Genomic DNA, 18,683 nt, shown 5'->3' on the forward strand with positions numbered 1-18,683 from the left:
CCCTACTTTAGTAGGTAGCCGTCCGTGATCATCTCGCCTATTCGAGCTTGTTCCGCAGTACCTTTCCGGTGGCGTTGCGCGGGAGCTCGTCCAGGAACTCCACCTCCCTCGGCACCTTGTACCTGGCCAGGTTCGCCCGCACGTACTCGCGAACGGTGTCGGCGTCCAGCTCGGCGCCGTCGGCCGGCACCACGAAGGCCTTGAGCCGCTGGCCGAACTCTTCGTCCGGCACCCCGACCACCGCGGCCTCGAGCACGTCCTGGCGCTCCACCAGCAGGTTCTCCACCTCGATCGGGAACACGTTCTCACCACCGGAGACGATCATCTCGTCGTCCCTGCCGTCGATGAACAGCAGCCCGTCGGAGTCGAAGTGCCCGACGTCGCCGCTGGAGAGCAGACCGTCGATGAGCTCCTTGTGCCTGCCGTCGGTGTACCCGCCGAAGCTCAGCCCGCTGCCGACGAACACCCGGCCGGTCACGTTCGGCTCGGTGATCCGGTCGCCCTTGTCGTCGTAGAGCGCCACCTTGCAGCCGACCGGCGCACGGCCGACCGTGCCGGGCGCCTTGCGCCAGTCCTCCGGGGTGGCCACGGTCGCCACCGCGACCTCGGTGGAGCCGTAGAGGTTGTGCACCACGTCGCCGAAGGCCTCGGTGGCCCGGTTGCCCAGGTCGGGCGACAGCGCCGAGCCCGCCACGAAGACGATCCGCAGCGAGGACGTGTCGTACCTGGCCAGCACCTCCGGGCCGAGGTCCACGATCCGCTGCAGCATGGTCGGCACCAGCACCAGCGCGGTGCACCGGTGCTCCTCCACCCCGCGCAGCGCCTCTTCCGGCTTGAACTTGCGCCGCATCACCACCTTCGAGCCGAGCGCGAAGGAAAGGATGAACTGGGACAGCCCGGTGCCGTGGAACAGCGGGGCCGCCATGTAGGTGCTCTCCCCCGACCGCAGCGGGACGCGGTCCAGGAACTGCGCGGAGTGCAACGGCGAGGTGTGCGGACGCGGGGCGCCCTTGGGGGTGCCGGTGGTGCCGCTGGTGAGCAGCACGAAACCGCCCGGTTTGTCCGGTGCGGCCAGCTGCCGGTCGTCGGTGCTGGCGATCAGCTCGTCCAGGATCGGCACCGCCTCGTCACGCGGGATCTCGCCGTCCACCCACGCCAGGTACCGGTCCACGTCGCCGGGCACCGCGTCCAGCAGGCTGGTGAACTCCGCGTCGTGCACCAGCGCGCGGACCTGCTCCCGCGCGGCCACGTCGGCCAGCTGCGGCTTGGCGAACCCGGTGTTCATCAGCAGCAGCCTGGCGCCTAGCTTGCCAGCCGCCAGCATGGTGATCACCAGGCCGCGATGGTCCCGGCACAGCGCCGCGATCACCGAGCCCGGTTCGATCCCGCGCTCCGACCAGGCCCTGGCCAGCGCGTTCGAGCGCAGGTCGAGCTGCTTGAAGGTGAGCGGCCCGCGTTCGTCCACGATGCCGATCGCCCGCGGGTCCTTGCGCGCCGCGATGTGCGTGGCGCCGGCGAACGGGCCGTACTTCCGCACCGCCTGCAGCGAGCGCACGCCCTCGTCGAGTCTGGGGAACGGGATGAGGCCGGCCTGCCACATCACCTCGATGCTGCGCACCGTCTCCGTCACCTTGCTGGCGAGCTCGGACACCTGGGGCGGGTATCTCATCCGGGCACCTCCGTTGCTGCTTCGGCCGAGGACGCGTCTTCGCGACGATGCATGCCGTACTGACGGTATGCATCGCTACTGGACAGTAGCTTAAGGGTGGCATCTTCGCAGCTACCACTTCGGCCGGGAACTGTCGGTGGTCAAGAGCAGAATCCCGGTGTGCACCTCATCGTCGGTCAAGAGCGGGATGGCGTCTACTCCGCGCTGACCCCGGCCGGCCGCCGGGAGCTGAGCACCGCCGGCGTGACCGGCCAGGTGACCGAACAGGAACGATCCGGCAGGCCACGCTGGGTGTTCCCGTCCGTCGAGCTGATGTACCCGGTGCTGCTGCGGGCCGGGGTCCGGGTGGCCCGCTGCCACGACCTCACCCTGGCCGAAGGGCTGCTGCTCGCGCACGAAGGGCGGGAAGGCGAGCCGAGGGGCCTCGCGGCGGCGCTGGCCAGGGCGCGGGGGCAGGAGCCGCCGCCGGACGCGGCGCCGGCCGGGCTGGACGACCAGCCGACCCTGTTCGACGCCCGCGGCTCCGGCCTGCCGCCCGGGGTGTCCGTGGTCGAGGCGGCCGAGATCGTGCTCGCCGAGCAGGAGCGCCGGATCGCCGCGACCGGGCATCCGGAGCGGATGCGGCTGCTGATCGCAGCCGAGTCCGCCAGCGCGCTGGCCGCCGCCGAGATGTCCGTGGACGGCCTGCCCTGGCGGCCCGACGTGCACGACGCCCTGCTCACCGAACTGCTCGGGCCGCGGGTGCCGGCCGGGCAGCGGCCCCGGCGGCTGGCCGAGCTGGCCGCCGAGATCGGCACCGCCTTCGGTCGCCCGGTCAACCCGGACCATCCGCCCAGCGTGGTGCGCGCGTTCGGGCGCGCCGGGATCGAGGTGTCCTCGGCGCGGGCGCACGTGCTGCGCGAGGTGGACCATCCGGCGGTCGCCCCGCTGCTGGAGTACAAGGAACTCGGCAGGCTGTACTCCGCGCACGGCTGGTCCTGGCTGGACGACTGGGTCTCCGGCGGGCGGTTCCGACCGGTCTACGTGGTCGGCGGGGTGGTGTCCGGCCGGTGGGCCAGCCGGGGCGGCGCGGCCCTGCAGATCCCGCGCACGCTGCGCGTGTGCGTCCGCGCGGACCCCGGCTGGAAGCTCGTGGTGGCCGACGCGGCGCAGCTCGAGCCCAGGGTGCTGGCGGCGCTGTCCGGCGACCGGAAGCTGGCCGAGGTGTCCGGTTCCACCGACCTGTACGCCAGCCTCGCCGAGGCGATGTTCTCCGGGGGAAACCGCCCGCCGCCCGACCCGCGCCTCGGCGAACGGGACGACCGCGCACGGGCGAAGATCGCCATGCTGTCCGCCATGTACGGCGGCACCGCCGGGGAGGCGTCCGCCCTGCTCGCCTTGCTGCGGCAGCGTTTCCCGGCCGCGGTGTCCTATGTGGAGAATGCGGCGCAGGCAGGGGAACGCGGCGAGCGGGTGCGCTCCCGGCTCGGCCGGACCTCACCGGCGCCGTCGGCCGCCTGGCGGAAACTGACCGGCGAAAGCACGGAAAACCTTGCCGCGGAAGGCAAAGCCCGGCGGGCCGCGCGGGAGTGGGGCCGGTTCACCCGCAACTTCGTGGTGCAGGCCAGTGCGGCGGACTGGACCGCGGTACTGCTGGCGAGCCTGCGGCAGCGACTGCCGTCGCCCGCGCACCTGGTCTTCTTCCAGCACGACGAGGTGCTGGTGCATACGCCGGAGGAACTGGCGGAGGAGGTACGCGCCGCACTGGCGGCGGCCGTGGCCGATGCGGCCGGGCTGGTGTTCGGGTCCGCCTGCCCGGTCCGCTTCCCGATGACGGCGGCGATCGTGGACTGCTACGCGGACGCCAAGTGACCCGGGCGGGTCACGAGGCGACCGGGGTGTCGCCGGCCGCGGTCGCCAGCAGCGCCGCCCGGCCGTCCGGGGTGAGCTCGGCCGGCACCGGATCGGACACCGCCGCGCGCAGCGCCGGGCGGATCCAGCCGTGGTGGAACAGGGCGTGCGCGATCGCCTGGTCGCAGCAGTAGAGCCCGTCGATCAGCAGGTCCGGTTCGGAGCTGCCGGTGATCAGCGCCCGGTGGTCCCGAACGGCGAGCAGGATGGCGCGCTCGCGGTAACTGAGCGCGGCGGGCGGCACCCCGGCCGGGCGCCGGGCTTCCCGTGAAGTGGTTCGCATGACTGCCGCCTCCGTGTCTCGCCGTTGAAACCCGATGCGGCAAGTCTGCGAGCGGGCGGCTGGGGAAACCACCGGGAAACTACGTATACGGATACGTAGTTCTCTAGGTTCTCTAGGTTCTCTAGAACGAGACCCGCTGCACGGAATCGGCCCGCAGCACGGACTCCTGGTCGAAGAAGCGCTTGTAGTCGTCGCGGATCTCCTCGATCTCCCCGTTCTTGGCCCGGTCGGACACCGGGTACAGCAGGATCATCAGGTAGGTCCGCTCCTTGACGATCTCACCGGAGGCACCGCGCCACTGGCCTTCCGCGGTCAGCTTGCTGAGCCCCTCCGGAAAGGCCGGGGTGACTTCCTTGTCGACAAAGTTCTGGAACTCCTCGGGGGTGACCTCGCCACCGGATGGAATTCCGGTTCCGAAAAAGAGCTCGGTCCGCTGGAACAGATCGGGCGGTGCGTTCTCGGTGCTCGGCAGCGGATCGGCCGCGACCGGGGTGCCGGCTGCCGAGGCTACAGAGGCAGCCGCGCCACCACCGAGTCCCAGCACCAACGCCGCCGCGGCACCCGCCAGCACGGTCCTTCTCGACTTCTGCACGCCAACCCCCTCCGGCTCGCCCGCGACCCGCGGATCCCTTGCAGCGTAAGGCAAGTAACTAGCGCGCCGGCAGGCCCCGATCGGGTGCTAGCCCAGGTCCGACGCGGCCACCGCGTCGTCCAGCGCCCGCAGGATCCGTTTCGTGGACACCGGATGGGCGGTGCCCAGTGTCTGCGCGAAATAGCTGACGCGCAGTTCTTCGATCATCCACCGCACGCCAGCCAACGCGGCCGGAACCGCCGTGCCGGGCGGCAACGCGGCCAACTGCGCCCGGTACTCCTCCTGCAGCCACTGCACGTCCCGGAGCCGCTCCAGATCCCGCGGCGCGTCCCTGGACAGCTTCTCCAGCCGGCGCCCGATCGCTTGCAGGTACCGCACCACGTCCGGCAGCCTCGCCGTCCCGGTCGCGGTGACGAAACCCGGGTACACCAGCCCGGCCAGCTGCGCCCGGATGTCCGCCAGCGACTCGGCCGGCCCGCTGGCGTCGGCCAGCGCGGCCTCGGCCTCGTTCGCCGCCAGCAGAATGCGCTCGACCTCCCGGAGCACGCCGAGCACCGCGGTGTTCACCCCGCCGCGCACCTTCTCCAGCAGCACCTTGAACCCGGCGTCGTCCCAGGTCGGCCCGCCGTTCGCGGTGACCAGCTCGTCCACCGCGCAGTTCACGCAGTCCTCGAGCAGCGCGGCCACACTGCCGTGCGGGTTGCGGTTGAGCACCAGCTTGGACTGGTTGCCCAGGTTGCGGTTGATGAACTTCATCGGCGACGGCAGGTTCAGTCGCAGCAGCTTCCTGGTGCCCTGCCACATCGCCTGCCGCTGCCGTCCGGCGGTGTCGAGCATCCGGACCGCGACCGTGTCGCCCTCGTCCACCAGCGCCGGGTATGCCTTCACCTCGTGCCCGGCCTGCCTGCTCTCGAACACCTTCGGCAGCTCGCCGAACGCCGGGGTGCGCAGCCCGGCCTTTTCGAGGCTGTCCGCCGCGCTCGAGATCGTCGCCCTGACCTCGCCGCTGAGCCGCCGCTTCAGCTCTTCCACGTCCTTGCCCTCGGCCAGCTTGCGGCCCCGGTCGTCCAGCACCCGGAAGGTGATCTTGAGGTGCTCCGGCACCGCCGCGAGCTGCCAGTCCTCCGGCCGCACGGTCACCCCGCGCAGGTCCGTCAGCTCGGCCGCGAGCACGTCGAGCAGCGGCCCGTCCTCGGGACCGACCCTGGAAAGCACCAGCTTCGCGTGGTCCGGCGCCGGCACGAAGTTGCGCCGCAGCTGCTTCGGCAGCGACTTGATCAACGCGGTGACCAGCTCCTCGCGCAGGCCGGGCACCTGCCAGTCGAACCCGTCCGGCACGACCTGGTTGAGCACCGGCAGCGGCAGATGCGCGGTCACCCCGTCCGCGTCCGCGCCCGGCTCGAACTGGTAGGTCAGCGGGAACGTCAGCGCGCCCTGGCGCCAGGTGTCCGGATAGTCGGCCTCGCGCACCCCGGAAGCCGTCTCGTTGATCAGCATCGTCTTCTCGAAGCTGAGCAGGTCCGGCTGCTCCCGGCGGGTCTTCTTCCACCAGGTGTCGAAATGCCGCGCGGACACCACTTCCTGGCCGACCCGCTGGTCGTAGAACTCGAACAGGGTCTCGTCGTCGACCAGGATGTCGCGCCGCCTTGCCCGGTTCTCCAGATCCTCGACCTCGTCCAGCAGCTCCCGGTTCTCCTGGAAGAACCGGTGGTTGGTGTGCCAGTCCCCCTCGACCAGCGCGTGCCGGATGAACAGCTCCCGGCACAGCTCCGGGTCGATCCGGCCGTAGTTCACCTTGCGCCCGGCGACCAGCGGCACGCCGTACAGGGTGACCTTCTCCAGCGCCATCACCGCGCCCTGCTTACGTTCCCAGTGCGGCTCCGAGTAGCTGCGCTTGACCACGTGCCCAGCCAGCGGCTCGACCCATTCAGGTTCGATCCTGGCGTTCACCCTGCCCCACAGCCGGGAGGTCTCCACCAGTTCGGCCGACATCACCCAACGCGGCTGCTTCTTGAACAGCGCCGACCCCGGGAACACCGAGAACCTGGCCCCGCGCGCGCCGAGGTAGTCCCCGGTGGCCGGATCCTTCAGCCCGATGTGGGACAGCAGCCCGGCGATCAGCGAGGTGTGCACGCGCTGCGGGTCGGCCGGCGTCGAGTTCAGCGTGACCCCGAGCGGCTTGGCCAGCTGCCGCAGCTGGCTGTAGATGTCCTGCCACTCCCGCACCCGGAGGTAGTTCAGGAACTCCGCCTTGCACAGCTTGCGGAACTGGTTGGTGGACAATGCCTTCTGCTGCTCCCGCAGATACTCCCACAGGTTCAGGTATGCCTGGAAGTCGGAGGTCTTGTCCACGAACCTGGCGTGTTTCTCCGCGGCCGCCTGCTGCTTCTCCGCCGGCCGTTCCCTCGGGTCCTGAATGGACAGTGCGGCGGCGATGATCATCACCTCGCGCACGCAGCCGTGCTCGGCAGCCTCCAGCACCATCCGGCCCATCCGCGGGTCCACCGGCAGCTGCGCCAGCTTGCGTCCCACCGGCGTCAGCCGTTTCTGCACGTCCTGCTGCGCCGGGTCCAGCGCACCGAGTTCCTGTAGCAGGTGCACCCCGTCGGTCACCTGGCGGCGGTCCGGCGGCTCGACGAACGGGAACGCGGCGATGTCGCCGAGCCCGAGCGAGGTCATCTGCAGGATCACCGACGCCAGGTTGGTCCGCAGGATCTCCGGATCGGTGAACTCCGGGCGCGCCTCGAAGTCCTCTTCGGAGTAGAGCCGGACGCAGATCCCGTCCGAGGTCCGCCCGCAGCGGCCCTTGCGCTGGTTCGCCGACGCCTGCGAGATCGCCTCGATCGGCAGCCGCTGCACCTTGGTCCGGTGGCTGTACCGGGAGATCCGCGCGGTACCGGGGTCGACAACGTACTTGATGCCCGGCACGGTCAGCGAGGTCTCCGCGACGTTCGTGGCCAGCACCACCCGCCGCCCGGTGTGCCGCTGGAACACCCGGTGCTGGTCCGCCGACGAAAGCCGCGCGTACAACGGCAGCACCTCGGTGTCGCGTAGGTTCTGCCGGTTAAGCACGTCGGCGGTGTCCCGGATCTCGCGCTCACCGGAGAGGAACACCAGGATGTCGCCCGGCCCCTCGGCGGCCAGCTCGTCCACCGCGTCGCAGATCGCCTGGGTCTGGTCGCGGTCCTTGTCGATCGAGTCGGGGTCGGTATCGTCGATCACCGGCCGGTATCGCACCTCGACCGGGTAGGTCCGGCCGGAAACCTCGACGATCGGCGCGTCGCTGAAGTGCCGGGAAAACCGCTCCGGGTCGATGGTGGCCGAGGTGATGATCACCTTCAGGTCCGGCCGGCGCGGCAGCAGCTGCTTGAGATAGCCGAGGATGAAGTCGATGTTCAGGCTGCGCTCGTGCGCCTCGTCGATGATCAGCGTGTCGTACCGGTGCAGCATCCGGTCGGTCTGGATCTCGGCCAGCAGGATGCCGTCGGTCATCAGCTTGACCAGCGTGTCGTCCCCCGACTGGTCGGTGAACCGCACCTTGTAGCCGACCGCGCTGCCCAGCTCGGTGTCCAGTTCGCCGGCGATCCGCTCGGCCACCGTGCGCGCGGCCAGCCGCCGCGGCTGCGTGTGCCCGATCTGGCCGCGCACGCCGAGGCCGAGCTCCAGGCAGATCTTGGGCAGCTGGGTGGTCTTGCCGGAACCGGTCTCCCCGGCCACGATCACCACCTGGTGCTCGCGGATGGCCGCGGCGATGTCGTCCTTGCGCTGGCTGACCGGCAGTTCCGGCGGGTACTTCAGCGTCGGCACCGACTCGCGGCGGAGTTGGACCCGCAGCTCGGCCGCGTCGATGTCGGCGGCGATCTGGTCCGCTACCGCCCGCTGGTCACCGCGCGCCTTGCGGGCACCTTCGATCCGCCGCCGCAGCCGCTGCCGGTCACGCGGCATCAACTCGGGCAGCCGGGCCCGCAGGCCGTCAAGGGGGGATTGGGTAGACATACTTCCGCCGAGAATAGCCCTGCGTGACCGGCTCCCGCCTCCGAATATGCGGTAGGCGACTCCCCGCCCGGAGTCCGTTCAGGACCGGACCAGGCTCGCCGGCGACAGTTCCGCGATGCTCCGGTGCCCGGAGAGGGCGAGGGTGAGGTCCAGGTCCGCGAGCAGGCTGCGCAGCACGTGCCGCACCCCGTCCTCGCCCGCGTGCGCCAGGCCGTACATGTACGGCCGCCCGATCAGCACCGCCTTCGCGCCGAGCGCGAGCGCCTTGAGCACGTCCGCGCCGGTGCGCACGCCGGAGTCGAACAGCACCTCGAGCCGGTCACCGACCGCGTGCACCACCCCGGGCAGCGCGTCCAGCGACCCGAGCGCGCCGTCCACCTGGCGGCCGCCGTGGTTCGACACGACCACGCCGTCCATCCCGGCGTCCGCCGCCCGCCGCGCGTCGTCGGGGTGCTGGATGCCCTTGAGCACGATCGGGCCGTCCCAGTGCTCGCGCAGGAAGGACAGCCGGTCCCAGCTCTTGTCGGTGCCGGTGACCATGCCGATCCAGCGCAGGATCGCGGTCGGCGCGTCCTCCTCCGGGGTCTTGTCCAGCAGCGCGCGGAAAGCCGGGTCGGAGAACGGGATCGCCATGCCGTCCCCGTGCAGGAACGGCAGGTAGGCCTGGTCCAGGTCGCACGGCCGCCAAGCCAGCGTCCAGGTGTCCAGGGTGACCACCAGCGTGCGGTAGCCGGCCTTCTTCGCCCTGGCCAGGATGCTCGCGCAGACGTCCGGGTCGGTGGGCCAGTACAGCTGGAACCACCGCGGGCCGTCGCCGCTCGCCTCGGCCACGTCCTCGATGGTGGTGGACGCCGCGGTGGACAGGATCATCGGCACGCCCAGCGCGGCGGCCGCGCGGGCGGTGGCCCGTTCCGCGTCGGCGTGCACGATGGACTGCACGCCGACCGGCGCGAGCAGCACCGGCGCCGGCATCGGGGTGCCGAGCACCGTGGTCGCCAGCTCCCGTTCGGTGGCGTCGGTGAGCATCCGGGGCACGATCTTCCACCGGTCGAAGGCCTCGCGGTTGGCTCGCACGGTCGCCATCGCGCCGGCGCCGCCCGCGACGTACCAGAACGGTTCCGACTCCAGCACCTTCGCCGCGGAGTCCTCGAGCAGGGTCGGGTTGGTGGAGAACAGGGGCTTCGTGCCACCAAGGCCCTGCAGGTAGATCTCGTTCTGGTAGCCACCGAATCGCTCGGTCACAGACACCTCCTCGGCTCAGCCCCCTGCATACCAGCCGGTACCCTACGGGTTCGCCGGATCCGCCCACCGGACGCAACCGAATGCGCGCCCCGCTCCGTCTTCGCGGGTATGCGCACCCTTCTGGCCCTCGGCGGACTGTTGTTGGCCCTGCTGGCCGGCTGCACCGAGCCGGCGCCTCCGGCACCGACGGCGCCATCGCTACCGTCCGCGTCGGCCGTCGAGAGCCCGGCGAGCTGGGTGGAGCTGGCCAGAAGCGGCGGGTACACCGGCGACCGCTGGAACCTGCGGGTGGACCAGGGCGAGCGGACCCTGCTGCCGCAGGACCGGACCTGGCTGTTCGAGCAGCTCGGCGACCCGGATTTCCGGGCGCTCGACGAGCAGTACGTCAACGAGCAGCTCCGCGACGGCTACACCATCGAGATCACCGTCGGTTACCAGGACGGCAGCACCAAGAAGGTGCGCACCACCGACCCGTCGACCGACCGGCCCGCGGTGCTCACCGGCCTGGTGGACCTGGTCAACCGGCTGAGCCGCCAGTGAGCCGGTGCGCGATCAGCGCCAGCGACAAGGTCACCCGGCTCTCGTCCGCCTGCGGCGAGCGGCCGAGCAGTTTTTCCAGCCGCCGCAACCGGTTCAGCACGGTGTTGCGATGGCAGTAGAGCCGCTCGGCGGTGGCCACCGCCGAGCGGTTGGTGGCCAGCCAAGCGCTCAGCGTGCCCAGCAGCACATCACGTTCCGCAGCGGGCAGCCGGAGCAGCGGGCCGAGCACGGTGACCACCAGTCGGTCGGCCAGCTCCGGCGAGGCCACCACCAGCGCCTCCGGCAGCCGCTCGTCCAGCCGGGCCAGCCCGGCTTCCTCCGGCGGCAGGGTGCGCAGGGCGAGCGCGGCGAACTCGTACGCGACCCCGAGCTCACCGAGCCCGTGCGACGGAGGGCTCACCCCGACCCTGGCCCGCACCCCGCCGCGCACCAGGCCGAGCACCGAGTCGAGCGACCGCTGTTCCAGCGCGACCAGGCCGAGCAGGGTCTGCCCGCGCGGCTGCCACACCGACCGCACCCCGTACACCGCCAGCGCGTCCTGCGGCATGACCAGGCCGGGCGTGCCGTCCGGGGCCAGGTCCGCGACCAGCACCACGTAGTCGCTCTCGGCGGGCAGTGCGAGCTCGGTCGCGGCCTGCGCGGCGAACCCCGGTTCCCGGCCGCGGCCGCGCAGCAGGTCCTCGACCAGCGCGTGCCGCCGGTGCTCGTCGAGGCGGCGAAGCTGCAGCTCGGCGCTCCGGTACGCGCTGGCCACCTCGGAGGAAGCCTCGTCCACCACGGTCCAGACCTGGGTGGCGACGTCCAGCAGCTGGTCGCGGTCCACCCGGTCGTCCTCCTTGGCCATCTGCACCAGCGCCCGCCAGATCACCCGGCCGCCGAGCCGGTACGAGCGCAGCACCGAGTGCAGCGGCACCCGCTGCTCCGCGCGTCGCGCCCCGGTGACCGTCGCCGCGTCGAACGGGTCGACGCCTTCGGGCACGGTCTTGCCGAGCAGTTGCAGCACCCGTTCCAGGTTGGCCCGGCAGGACCGCCGCAGCTCGGCGAGCGAGACCAGCGCGGCGTCGTGGTAGCCGGGGTTCTCGGCGAGGATGTCACCCACCAGGTTGTCGGTGAGCGCGTCCAGCCTGGTGATCTGCACCCTGGCCAGGTGCTGGCCGAGATCGTCCACGTGCGCGCTCCCTGAGTGGGCCGTCCGATGCGGGAATAACTGGCCTGGCGCGGGCGCTCTTCCCGTCAGGTTCATGCAAATGCATGGACTTGGAGGAGGCTCGCGATGCGCCTAGCCGGGAATGCTCTCCTGCGCCAGCCGCAGCTTTTCACAAAGCCGGTGCAGGGTACGGAGTTCGTCCGCGGTCAGCGCGCCGCCGACGTACTTGCCGATGGCGGCCGCGTGCTCGCGGCCGATCCGGCGCTGCACGGCCAGGCCGTGCCCGGTCAGCCTGACCACGGTGCCACGCCGGTCGCCGGCGTCACCGGAACGGCTGACCAGCCCGTCCTCCTCCATCCGCTCGACCAGCCTGCTCAGGCTGGACTGGTTGAGCAAGATGTGCTCGTTCAACTCGCGCAGCCGCAGTCCGGTATCCGGGAAGCGGGACAGGTTGTACAGCACGTCGTACTCGCGCATCGGCACCTCGGCGCCGCGATGCGCACGCTGGAGGCGCCTGATCACCGCGACCTGGGCGCGGAACAACGACTCCCAGGCCGGCACCGCGGACTTCGTTCTCGGCATCCCGCCTCCGTTTCCCTGACTTCATCCCGCAAGGAAGGATCACACCATGCCCGGTATCACCGTTCCCGACCTGTTGGTGCTCCCCCGGATCCCGGTCCCGCCGCCGGAGGCGGCCGAGCGGCCGGTGCGGCAGGTGGTCACCGCCCACCAGCAGCTGGAAGGCGCTGGTTTCGCGGTGCGGCGCCCGTTCCCCAGCGCGGACCTGCCGGGGGCCGACCCGTTCATCCTGCTCGACCACCTCGGTGAGGTCGCCTACGAACCGCACGAGGCGAAGGGCGCGCCGTGGCATCCGCACCGCGGCTTCGAGACCGTCACCTACCTGATGGACGGCACCTTCGTGCACCACGACTCGCACGGTGGCGGCGGCCGGATCAACGAGGGCGACACGCAGTGGATGACCGCGGGCTCGGGCGTGCTGCACGACGAGCTGCCGAGCGAGGAGCTGGTGCTCTCGGGCGGCTGGTTCCACGGCGTCCAGCTGTGGGTGAACCTGCCGCGTGCGCAGAAGATGGTCGCGCCGCGTTACCAGGACCTGAAGGCGGACAAGCTGACCCTGCTCACCTCGGCCGACGGCGGCGCGCTGGTCCGGCTGATCGCCGGTGACCTCGGCGGCTTCGGTGGCTTCGAGGGACCGGGCATGACCTACACGCCGATCAGCTACGCGCACGTGTCGCTCAGCCCCGGCGCCCAGCTGCGCACGCCATGGCAGCCGGACTTCAGCGCGATGGTCTACGTGCTCTCCGGTGCAGGGGCGGTCGGCGCCGAGGGCAGGACGCTGCAGACCGGGCAGCTCGCGGTGCTCGGCGCCGGTGACGCGATCACCGTGCGCGCCGCGGACCGGCAGGACAACCGCACCGGGCAGCTGGAGCTCCTGCTGCTCGGCGGCAGGCCGCTGCGGGAGCCCGTCGTCCAATATGGACCGTTCGTGATGAACACCAAGGAGGAGATCCTGGAGGCCATGCACGACTACCGCGACGGCCGGATGGGCCAGATCCCCGCGGAGCACGCCGGACGCCGCCTCGGCGACGGTTCGTGACCCAGCGGTCGTGAGTGGAAAGTGTTGCCGGAAGGGGCAAGTAATTGCGAACATCCGGTAGCTTTCGGTTGCGGATTGGGGTGACCCGAACCGCCTGGGCCGGGTTATGCCGATCGTTGACGTGCTTGGCCCGGCAACGTTGGCCTACTTTGGTGATGATGCGCGAGCCCCAGTTGAGCTCGCTTCCCTCGAGATGGTTCCGCAGGGGCATCCTGATCTCGATGTCCTGTTGGCGTCGGTTCCGGCGGGCGATGCCGAGGAATCTGACCTTGCCGAGATCACCTCGCCGGCCGCCGTGGTGCGTCGTGGGGGGCAGGTCGTTGCCGCCGCGGGCTACCGGCGCTGGCCAGGGCGGGTAGCCCACATGTCGGTGTTGACGGCGCCGGAGCAGCGTGGGCGCGGATTGGCACGAGTTGTTGCTGGCGCGGCTGTGGCGCACGGTGTGGCGAACCGGCTGTTGCCGCAGTGGCGGGCACGGCCCGGCGCGTCCCGCCGTGTGGCCCAAGCGTTGGGGTTTCGGGAACTCGGTGTTCAGTTGAGCGTTCGAGTCGCGGATCGGGTTGCCATGTAAGAGTTCCAGGATCGCCCGATGTTTGCTGTGAACTGCAACCATCGACGGCCTTCAGGATGCTGGTCTACCAAGGGATAGCGCTCCCACTGCACTGTGATCATGAACTGGCAACCTGGCCAGCTCAGATTCCACATAAGCACTTTCCGCGCACGACGTGTTCTGCCGCACACCACGGAACAACCGCCGCCCGAAGATCGTTGGAGCCAGCCGGCACACCACTGGGCGGGAGAGGTACATGAGCGTGCGCGCGGCACCGAAGACCAGCACGGCCCGCTATGTCCTGATTCTGGGCGGTCTGTCCGCCTTCGCCCCGCTTTCCATCGACATGTACCTGCCCGCCCTGCCGACCATGGCCGGCAGCCTGCGCAGCGACGACGCCACCCTCCAGCTCACCCTGACCACGTTCGTGATCGGCCTCGCCGTCGGCCAGCTCGTGATCGGCCCGCTGTCGGACACCTTCGGCCGCCGCCGCCCGCTGATCGCCGGCCTGGTGCTGTTCACCGTGGCGTCGGTGCTCTGCGCGCTGAGCCCGTCGGCCGAGCTGCTCGTCGCCGCCCGCGGGCTGCAGTCGCTCGGCGCGGCCGCCGGGATCGTGATCGCCAGGGCGATGGTCCGCGACCTGTTCTCCGGCACCGCGATGACCAAGTTCTTCTCGATGCTCATGCTGGTCAGCGGCGTGGCGCCGGTGCTGGCGCCGATCGCGGGCGGGCAGCTGCTGCGGATCACCTCCTGGCGCGGCGTGTTCGTCGTGCTGGGCGTGATCGGCGCGTTGCTGCTCATCATGACCGTGCTGGCGCTGCCCGACCCGCTGCCCGCGGCGAACCGCCGTCCCGCCCGGTTCGGCTCGATCCTGCGCGGCTACGGCGACCTGCTCGCCGACCGGAGTTTCGTCGGCTACGCGCTCGCCTCCGGGCTGATGTTCGCGGGCCTGTTCGCCTACATTTCCGCGTCCTCCTTCGTCCTGCAGGGCGTGTACGGGCTGAGTCCCCAGCAGTACAGCCTGGTCTTCGGCGCGAACGGCGTCGGCATGGTGCTGGCCAGCCAGCTCAACGCCCGGCTGGTGGGCCGCCTCACCGAACGCACGCTGCTCACCGCGGGACTGCTCACCGCGGTCGCCGCCGGGCTGGGGCTGGTGCTCACCTCGACCCTGCACCTCGGCCTGGCCGGGTTGCTGCCCGCGCTGATGATCCTGGTGTCCAGCATCGGGGTGGTGATGCCCAACGCGAGCTCGCTGGGCCTCACCGGTCATCCGGAGACGGCCGGTTCGGCCAGCGCCCTGCTCGGCGTCCTGCAGTTCGTGATCGGCGCCGCGGCCACCCCGCTGGTCAGCCTCGGCGGGACGAACTCGGCCGTCCCGATGACCGTGGTGATGGCCGGATTCTCACTGGCCGCGCTGGCCGCTTTCGGCACGCTCACCCGCCGCGGCGGGCTCAGGCCGCTGCCGGTGGCCGGGTAGCCGGAGCGCGAGCAGCACCGCGAACAGCGCGAACACCGCGCCGATCCCGAACGCCCAGCCGTACCCGGCGGCCAGTGCCTCGGCCGGCGGCTGCCGGTCGGCGAGCGCGGCGGACGTCCGGCCGGCAGCCACCGTGCTCATCGCGGCGATCGCGACCGAGCCGCAGACCTGCTTGGTGGTGCTCAGGACGCCCGAAGCGAGCCCCGCCACCTTGGACGGCACGCCGCTGGTGGCCAGCACCGTGATACCGGTGAACGCCGCGCCCGAGCCGAGGCTGAACACCAGTCCGGGCAGCAGCACCGAAACCGGGTACGAGCTCCCGGCCCGCACGAAGGCGAGTGCGAAGAACCCGGCCGTCGAGATCATCAGGCCGCCCAGCACCACCGGTTTCGCACCCCACCTCGAGATCGGCCCGCCGGCCAGCTGCGCCCCGACCACGATCGCCGCGGTCAGCGGCACGAACGCCAGCCCGCTGACCAGCGCGGAGTAGCCGAGCACGTTCTGCAGGTACAGCGACAGCAGGTACCAGCTGCTGTAGAAACCGACACCGAGGCAGAACATCAGCGCGTTCGCCTTGCCGACGGACGCGATCCGGAAGAAGCTCGGCGGCAACAGCGGTTCGGCCGCCCAGCGCGACTCGTGCACCCAGAAGACCGCCAGCAGCACCAGCCCGAGCGTCAGCGCGAGCACCGTCGCCGTGCTGCCCCAGCCGTGCGCCTGCCCGGTGGTGATCCCGTAGACGGCGCTGCCGAGGCCGATGGTGACCAGCAGCGCGCCAGGCACGTCCAGCCGGTGACCGCCGGTCGGCCGGTCCCGCAGCGCGAACCAGGCCAGCACGGTGCCCACCAGCCCGATCGGCACCTTCACCAGCAGGGTCCACCGCCAGCCGAACGCGTCGGTGAGCACCCCGCCGAGCACCGCTCCGGCCGCGCCGCCGACGCTGCCGGTGGCGGTCCAGGCCGCGAACCCCCTGGTCCGCCGCGGCCCCTCCGGCAGCGCGGAGCTGATCACCGTCATCGTGGTCGGGGCCAGCGCGGCACTGCCGAGACCCTGCACGATCCTGGCGCCGACGAGCACCGCCGGCGACGTGGCCAGCCCGCCGACCAGGTTCGCGAGGGTGAACAGGCCGAGCCCGATCACGAACAGCCGCCGCTCCCCGAACAGGTCCGCGCACCGGCCGCCGAGCAACTGGAACCCGGCGAAGCTGAGCAGGTAGCCGCTGACCACCCACTGCAGGTCGGTCCCGCTGAAGCCGAGTTCTCGGCCGATCGCCGGCAGCGCCAGGTTCACGATCATCGTGTCCAGCACGACGACGAAACTGCCGAAGCAGGCCAAGGTCACGACCAGCCAGTCCGGTACCACGCGCACTCGTGTCAAAGCAGCCATCAAGCCTCCCAGTCAGCAACTTAGGCGAGGCTAACATAATAATGACCAGAGGTCACAAAGGTATCCTGACGAGGATGACAACCCCGAAACTGGGCCGGCCTGCTCGCCTCTCGCGGGACGAGATCGTGTCGGCGGCACTCGAGTTCGATGTGGACACGCTGACCGTGCGCGCGCTCGCGCGCCGGCTCGGCGTGTCACATTCCGCGCTCTACCGCTGGGTGGCCGACCGCGACGAGCTGCTCGACCTGATCAGCGACACGCTGCTCACCCGGATCACCCCGGCCGAAGACCCGCCGGACGGCGACTGGCGCGGCTGGCTGGCCGCGCTGGGGCACGCGATGCGGCGCGAGTTCCTGCCGGTGACCGGCGGCACGGTCGCGCTGCCCCGGATGACGCCGACTCACCGGGCGCTGCACGACGACGCCGACCGGATACTGACCGCGAACGGCCTGAGCCAGCGGACGGCGACCGAGACCTACCTCGTGTTCGTGCTCACCGTGCGCGGCTGGATCGCCGCCGAGCAGGCGAAACACGTGTCCGCCGAAGCGGACCGCCGTTTCGCCATGATGCTCGACGCGTTGCTGAGAGGGCTTCCCGCCCGCTAGCCCAGTCCGGCCAGATCCGCCTCGCGCAGCTGCGTCGGGGTCACCTCGGTCCGATTGTCCACAAGGGACTGAAGTGCGTCGCCGTCGTCCCAGGAGTTGACGTTCATCGCGGCGGTCACCTTCCCGTCGCGCACCCAGAACGCGGTGAACTCCCTGCTCTTCAGATCACCGCGCACGACGAGCTCGTCGTTGTCCGGATCGGCCAGACCGCGGTACTCGCAGCCGAGGTCGTACTGGTCGGAGAAGAAGTAGGGCGAGCTCAGGTACGGCTCGTGCTCGCCGAGCAGGTTGCCCGCCACGTGCTCACCCTGGTACTTGGCATTCGCCCAGTGCTCCACCCGCAAGCGCTTGCCGTAGCGCGGATGGAACTGCGCCGCGATGTCACCGACCGCGTAGACGTCCGGCGAAGCGGTGCGCAGCGTGGCGTCCACGCAAACACCGCCGTCGTCGGAAAGGTCCAGCCCGGCCGCGTGCGCCAGCTCCACACGGGGAGCCGCGCCGACCGCGACCAGCACCAGATCCGCGGGCAGCTCGGTGCCGTCGGTCAGCTTCACGCTGCGCACCCCGTCCGGTCCCCCGGCGAACTCGGCGACCCCCGCGCCCAGCCGCCAGCCGACCCCGTGTTCGGTGTGCAGGTCGCGGAAGACCCCGGCCACTTCGGCGCCGAGCACCGGCTCCAGCGGCGCCTGGATCTGGTCCACCACGGTGACCTCGGCACCGTGCTTGCGCGCAGCCGCGGCGACCTCGGTGCCGATCCAGCCCGCGCCGACGATCACGATCCGCTCGGCCGCGCTGAACGCGGACCGCAGCGCCAGCGAGTCGTCCAGGGTGCGCAGGGTCCGCACGCCGGGCAGGTCCGTTCCCGGCACCGGCAGCGAGCGGGGCTGCGAGCCGGTGGCCAGCAGCAGCCGGTCGTACCGGTACTCGCCACCCGAGCCGTCGTGCACCAGCCTGCCGCCTAGTTCGATCCGGACCGCCGTCGTGCCCAGCCGCAGGTCGATGTTCTTGTCGGCGTAGAAGTCGGCTTCACGCACCCAGTCGGGCTCCTCCGCGTCGCCGAGCAGCACCCCCTTGGACAGCGGGGGCAGTTCATAGGGCCGATGCGACTCGGACCCGAGTACCAGCACGTCACCGGAATAACCTCGCTCGCGCAGCGCTGCCGCGGCGGATGCGCCACCGAGGCCGCTTCCGATGATCACCACGTGCTTGGGCTCGGACATGTAGGGCCTCCTTGGACGGCGGTACTCACCACGAACATTACCGTCGTCGCCGATTCACAGCAGCCCTGCGAAACTCGTCGGTAGTTTTTTCGCGCGGACCGCGTCACGGCCCGTCCGCGACCGCGTCCCAGCCTGTGCACACGCACCAGAACGCGGCGAGCGACGGAGGGCGACGGACGTGGCAGCTAAAGACGAATGGTCGATCAGCTGCCGGGACCTGGCCGGCAGGCGCAGAGACCTGACCGTGTTCGTGAGCAGTGACCGGGTGGTGATCGTCGCGCCGCCGGGCGAAGCCGCGGTGCTCGCACCTCTTGATGTCGGCAGACTCCGCGCGGCGTTACGCGATGCCGTGGTCTCCGTCGCGACTCCGGTCGGGGAAGAGTGACCCGACTACCTTTCCTACTCATCAGTAGGTATGGTCGGCGGTGACCTAGGAGGACCTAGGAGCGCTTCCGGCAGAAGGTGTCC

Annotated in this window: 16 protein-coding genes; 7 read left to right on the forward strand and 9 right to left on the reverse strand. The window is 70.8% G+C overall.

From position 1 onward, the window contains the following. Positions 1–37 precede the first annotated feature (37 nt). The gene (locus AMYNI_RS0103735; RefSeq protein WP_026360024.1) at positions 38–1,669 is read right to left on the reverse strand and encodes an acyl-CoA synthetase; all 1,632 of its coding nucleotides are present in this window, start codon (positions 1,667–1,669) and stop codon (positions 38–40) included. Between the two features lie 159 nt (positions 1,670–1,828). On the opposite strand from AMYNI_RS0103735, the gene AMYNI_RS0103740 reads away from it, so the two are divergent. Continuing rightward, positions 1,829–3,520, forward strand: a complete 1,692-nt coding sequence (locus AMYNI_RS0103740) for a bifunctional 3'-5' exonuclease/DNA polymerase (RefSeq protein WP_020666633.1) — start codon at positions 1,829–1,831, stop codon at positions 3,518–3,520. Between the two features lie 10 nt (positions 3,521–3,530). On the opposite strand, the gene AMYNI_RS0103745 is transcribed toward AMYNI_RS0103740, so the two are convergent. The 4 genes from AMYNI_RS0103745 to AMYNI_RS0103760 all read right to left on the reverse strand — a co-directional run bounded on the left by AMYNI_RS0103745 (position 3,531) and on the right by AMYNI_RS0103760 (position 9,672). Next, complete coding sequence (locus tag AMYNI_RS0103745; RefSeq protein ID WP_020666634.1) at positions 3,531–3,842, reverse strand: hypothetical protein; 312 nt, start codon at positions 3,840–3,842, stop codon at positions 3,531–3,533. A gap of 121 nt (positions 3,843–3,963) precedes the next feature. Then, positions 3,964–4,434, reverse strand: a complete 471-nt coding sequence (locus tag AMYNI_RS0103750; RefSeq protein ID WP_245573863.1) for a DUF3574 domain-containing protein — start codon at positions 4,432–4,434, stop codon at positions 3,964–3,966. An 87-nt stretch (positions 4,435–4,521) separates the two neighbouring features. Beyond that, a complete protein-coding gene (gene hrpA / locus AMYNI_RS0103755; RefSeq protein WP_020666636.1) occupies positions 4,522–8,379 on the reverse strand; it encodes an ATP-dependent RNA helicase HrpA in 3,858 nt (1,285 codons plus the stop codon). A gap of 129 nt (positions 8,380–8,508) precedes the next feature. After that, positions 8,509–9,672 (reverse strand): lactate 2-monooxygenase, encoded by a 1,164-nt coding sequence (locus AMYNI_RS0103760; RefSeq protein WP_020666637.1) that lies wholly within the window; start codon positions 9,670–9,672, stop codon positions 8,509–8,511. 108 nt (positions 9,673–9,780) lie between these two features. On the opposite strand from AMYNI_RS0103760, the gene AMYNI_RS0103765 reads away from it, so the two are divergent. Next, positions 9,781–10,212, forward strand: a complete 432-nt coding sequence (locus AMYNI_RS0103765) for a hypothetical protein (protein ID WP_020666638.1) — start codon at positions 9,781–9,783, stop codon at positions 10,210–10,212. Here the strand turns inward: AMYNI_RS0103765 and AMYNI_RS0103770 are convergent. After that, complete coding sequence (locus AMYNI_RS0103770) at positions 10,190–11,380, reverse strand: PucR family transcriptional regulator (RefSeq protein ID WP_020666639.1); 1,191 nt, start codon at positions 11,378–11,380, stop codon at positions 10,190–10,192. The genes AMYNI_RS0103765 and AMYNI_RS0103770 overlap by 23 nt on opposite strands. A gap of 111 nt (positions 11,381–11,491) precedes the next feature. After that, positions 11,492–11,941, reverse strand: a complete 450-nt coding sequence (locus AMYNI_RS0103775) for a MarR family winged helix-turn-helix transcriptional regulator (RefSeq protein ID WP_020666640.1) — start codon at positions 11,939–11,941, stop codon at positions 11,492–11,494. Positions 11,942–11,987: 46 nt separating this feature from the next. Between AMYNI_RS0103775 and AMYNI_RS0103780 the strand changes: the two genes are divergently transcribed. From AMYNI_RS0103780 to AMYNI_RS0103785, 3 genes are all read left to right on the forward strand, one after another. Then, entirely contained in the window at positions 11,988–12,977 is a 990-nt protein-coding gene (locus AMYNI_RS0103780) for a pirin family protein (protein ID WP_020666641.1), read from the forward strand. Positions 12,978–13,170: 193 nt separating this feature from the next. Further along, on the forward strand, positions 13,171–13,548 hold the full coding sequence (locus tag AMYNI_RS50755) for a GNAT family N-acetyltransferase (RefSeq protein ID WP_425387936.1): 378 nt from the start codon (positions 13,171–13,173) through the stop codon (positions 13,546–13,548). A gap of 235 nt (positions 13,549–13,783) precedes the next feature. After that, positions 13,784–15,004: a Bcr/CflA family multidrug efflux MFS transporter gene (locus AMYNI_RS0103785; protein WP_020666642.1), complete on the forward strand. Its 1,221-nt coding sequence runs from the start codon at positions 13,784–13,786 to the stop codon at positions 15,002–15,004. Here AMYNI_RS0103785 and AMYNI_RS0103790 read toward each other — a convergent pair. Next, on the reverse strand, positions 14,930–16,390 hold the full coding sequence (locus AMYNI_RS0103790; RefSeq protein WP_040405488.1) for an MFS transporter: 1,461 nt from the start codon (positions 16,388–16,390) through the stop codon (positions 14,930–14,932). The genes AMYNI_RS0103785 and AMYNI_RS0103790 overlap by 75 nt on opposite strands. Before the next feature lie 74 nt (positions 16,391–16,464). Here AMYNI_RS0103790 and AMYNI_RS0103795 point away from each other — a divergent pair, with 74 nt between their 5' ends. Continuing rightward, complete coding sequence (locus AMYNI_RS0103795; RefSeq protein ID WP_026360027.1) at positions 16,465–16,995, forward strand: TetR/AcrR family transcriptional regulator; 531 nt, start codon at positions 16,465–16,467, stop codon at positions 16,993–16,995. Here AMYNI_RS0103795 and AMYNI_RS0103800 read toward each other — a convergent pair. Continuing rightward, on the reverse strand, positions 16,992–18,215 hold the full coding sequence (locus tag AMYNI_RS0103800; protein ID WP_020666645.1) for an NAD(P)/FAD-dependent oxidoreductase: 1,224 nt from the start codon (positions 18,213–18,215) through the stop codon (positions 16,992–16,994). The two genes, AMYNI_RS0103795 and AMYNI_RS0103800, sit on opposite strands and share 4 nt — an antisense overlap. Positions 18,216–18,393: 178 nt before the next feature. Here AMYNI_RS0103800 and AMYNI_RS0103805 point away from each other — a divergent pair, with 178 nt between their 5' ends. Next, a complete protein-coding gene (locus AMYNI_RS0103805) occupies positions 18,394–18,600 on the forward strand; it encodes a hypothetical protein (protein ID WP_020666646.1) in 207 nt (68 codons plus the stop codon). The last annotated feature ends 83 nt before the right edge of the window (positions 18,601–18,683 follow it).

It is taken from the genome of Amycolatopsis nigrescens CSC17Ta-90 (genome assembly GCF_000384315.1).
In the GTDB taxonomy this organism is placed as follows: Bacteria; Actinomycetota; Actinomycetes; order Mycobacteriales; family Pseudonocardiaceae; genus Amycolatopsis; species Amycolatopsis nigrescens.

Coding starts and splice junctions, on each gene's coding strand:
- hrpA (WP_020666636.1), bottom strand. CDS start 8,379: ATGCCGCGTGACCGGCAGCGGCTGCGGCGGCGGATCGAAGGTGCCCGC.
- AMYNI_RS0103780 (WP_020666641.1), top strand. CDS start 11,988: ATGCCCGGTATCACCGTTCCCGACCTGTTGGTGCTCCCCCGGATCCCG.
- AMYNI_RS0103790 (WP_040405488.1), bottom strand. CDS start 16,390: ATGGCTGCTTTGACACGAGTGCGCGTGGTACCGGACTGGCTGGTCGTG.
- AMYNI_RS0103765 (WP_020666638.1), top strand. CDS start 9,781: ATGCGCACCCTTCTGGCCCTCGGCGGACTGTTGTTGGCCCTGCTGGCC.
- AMYNI_RS0103775 (WP_020666640.1), bottom strand. CDS start 11,941: ATGCCGAGAACGAAGTCCGCGGTGCCGGCCTGGGAGTCGTTGTTCCGC.
- AMYNI_RS0103735 (WP_026360024.1), bottom strand. CDS start 1,669: ATGAGATACCCGCCCCAGGTGTCCGAGCTCGCCAGCAAGGTGACGGAG.
- AMYNI_RS0103795 (WP_026360027.1), top strand. CDS start 16,465: ATGACAACCCCGAAACTGGGCCGGCCTGCTCGCCTCTCGCGGGACGAG.
- AMYNI_RS0103785 (WP_020666642.1), top strand. CDS start 13,784: ATGAGCGTGCGCGCGGCACCGAAGACCAGCACGGCCCGCTATGTCCTG.
- AMYNI_RS50755 (WP_425387936.1), top strand. CDS start 13,171: ATGGTTCCGCAGGGGCATCCTGATCTCGATGTCCTGTTGGCGTCGGTT.
- AMYNI_RS0103800 (WP_020666645.1), bottom strand. CDS start 18,215: ATGTCCGAGCCCAAGCACGTGGTGATCATCGGAAGCGGCCTCGGTGGC.
- AMYNI_RS0103745 (WP_020666634.1), bottom strand. CDS start 3,842: ATGCGAACCACTTCACGGGAAGCCCGGCGCCCGGCCGGGGTGCCGCCC.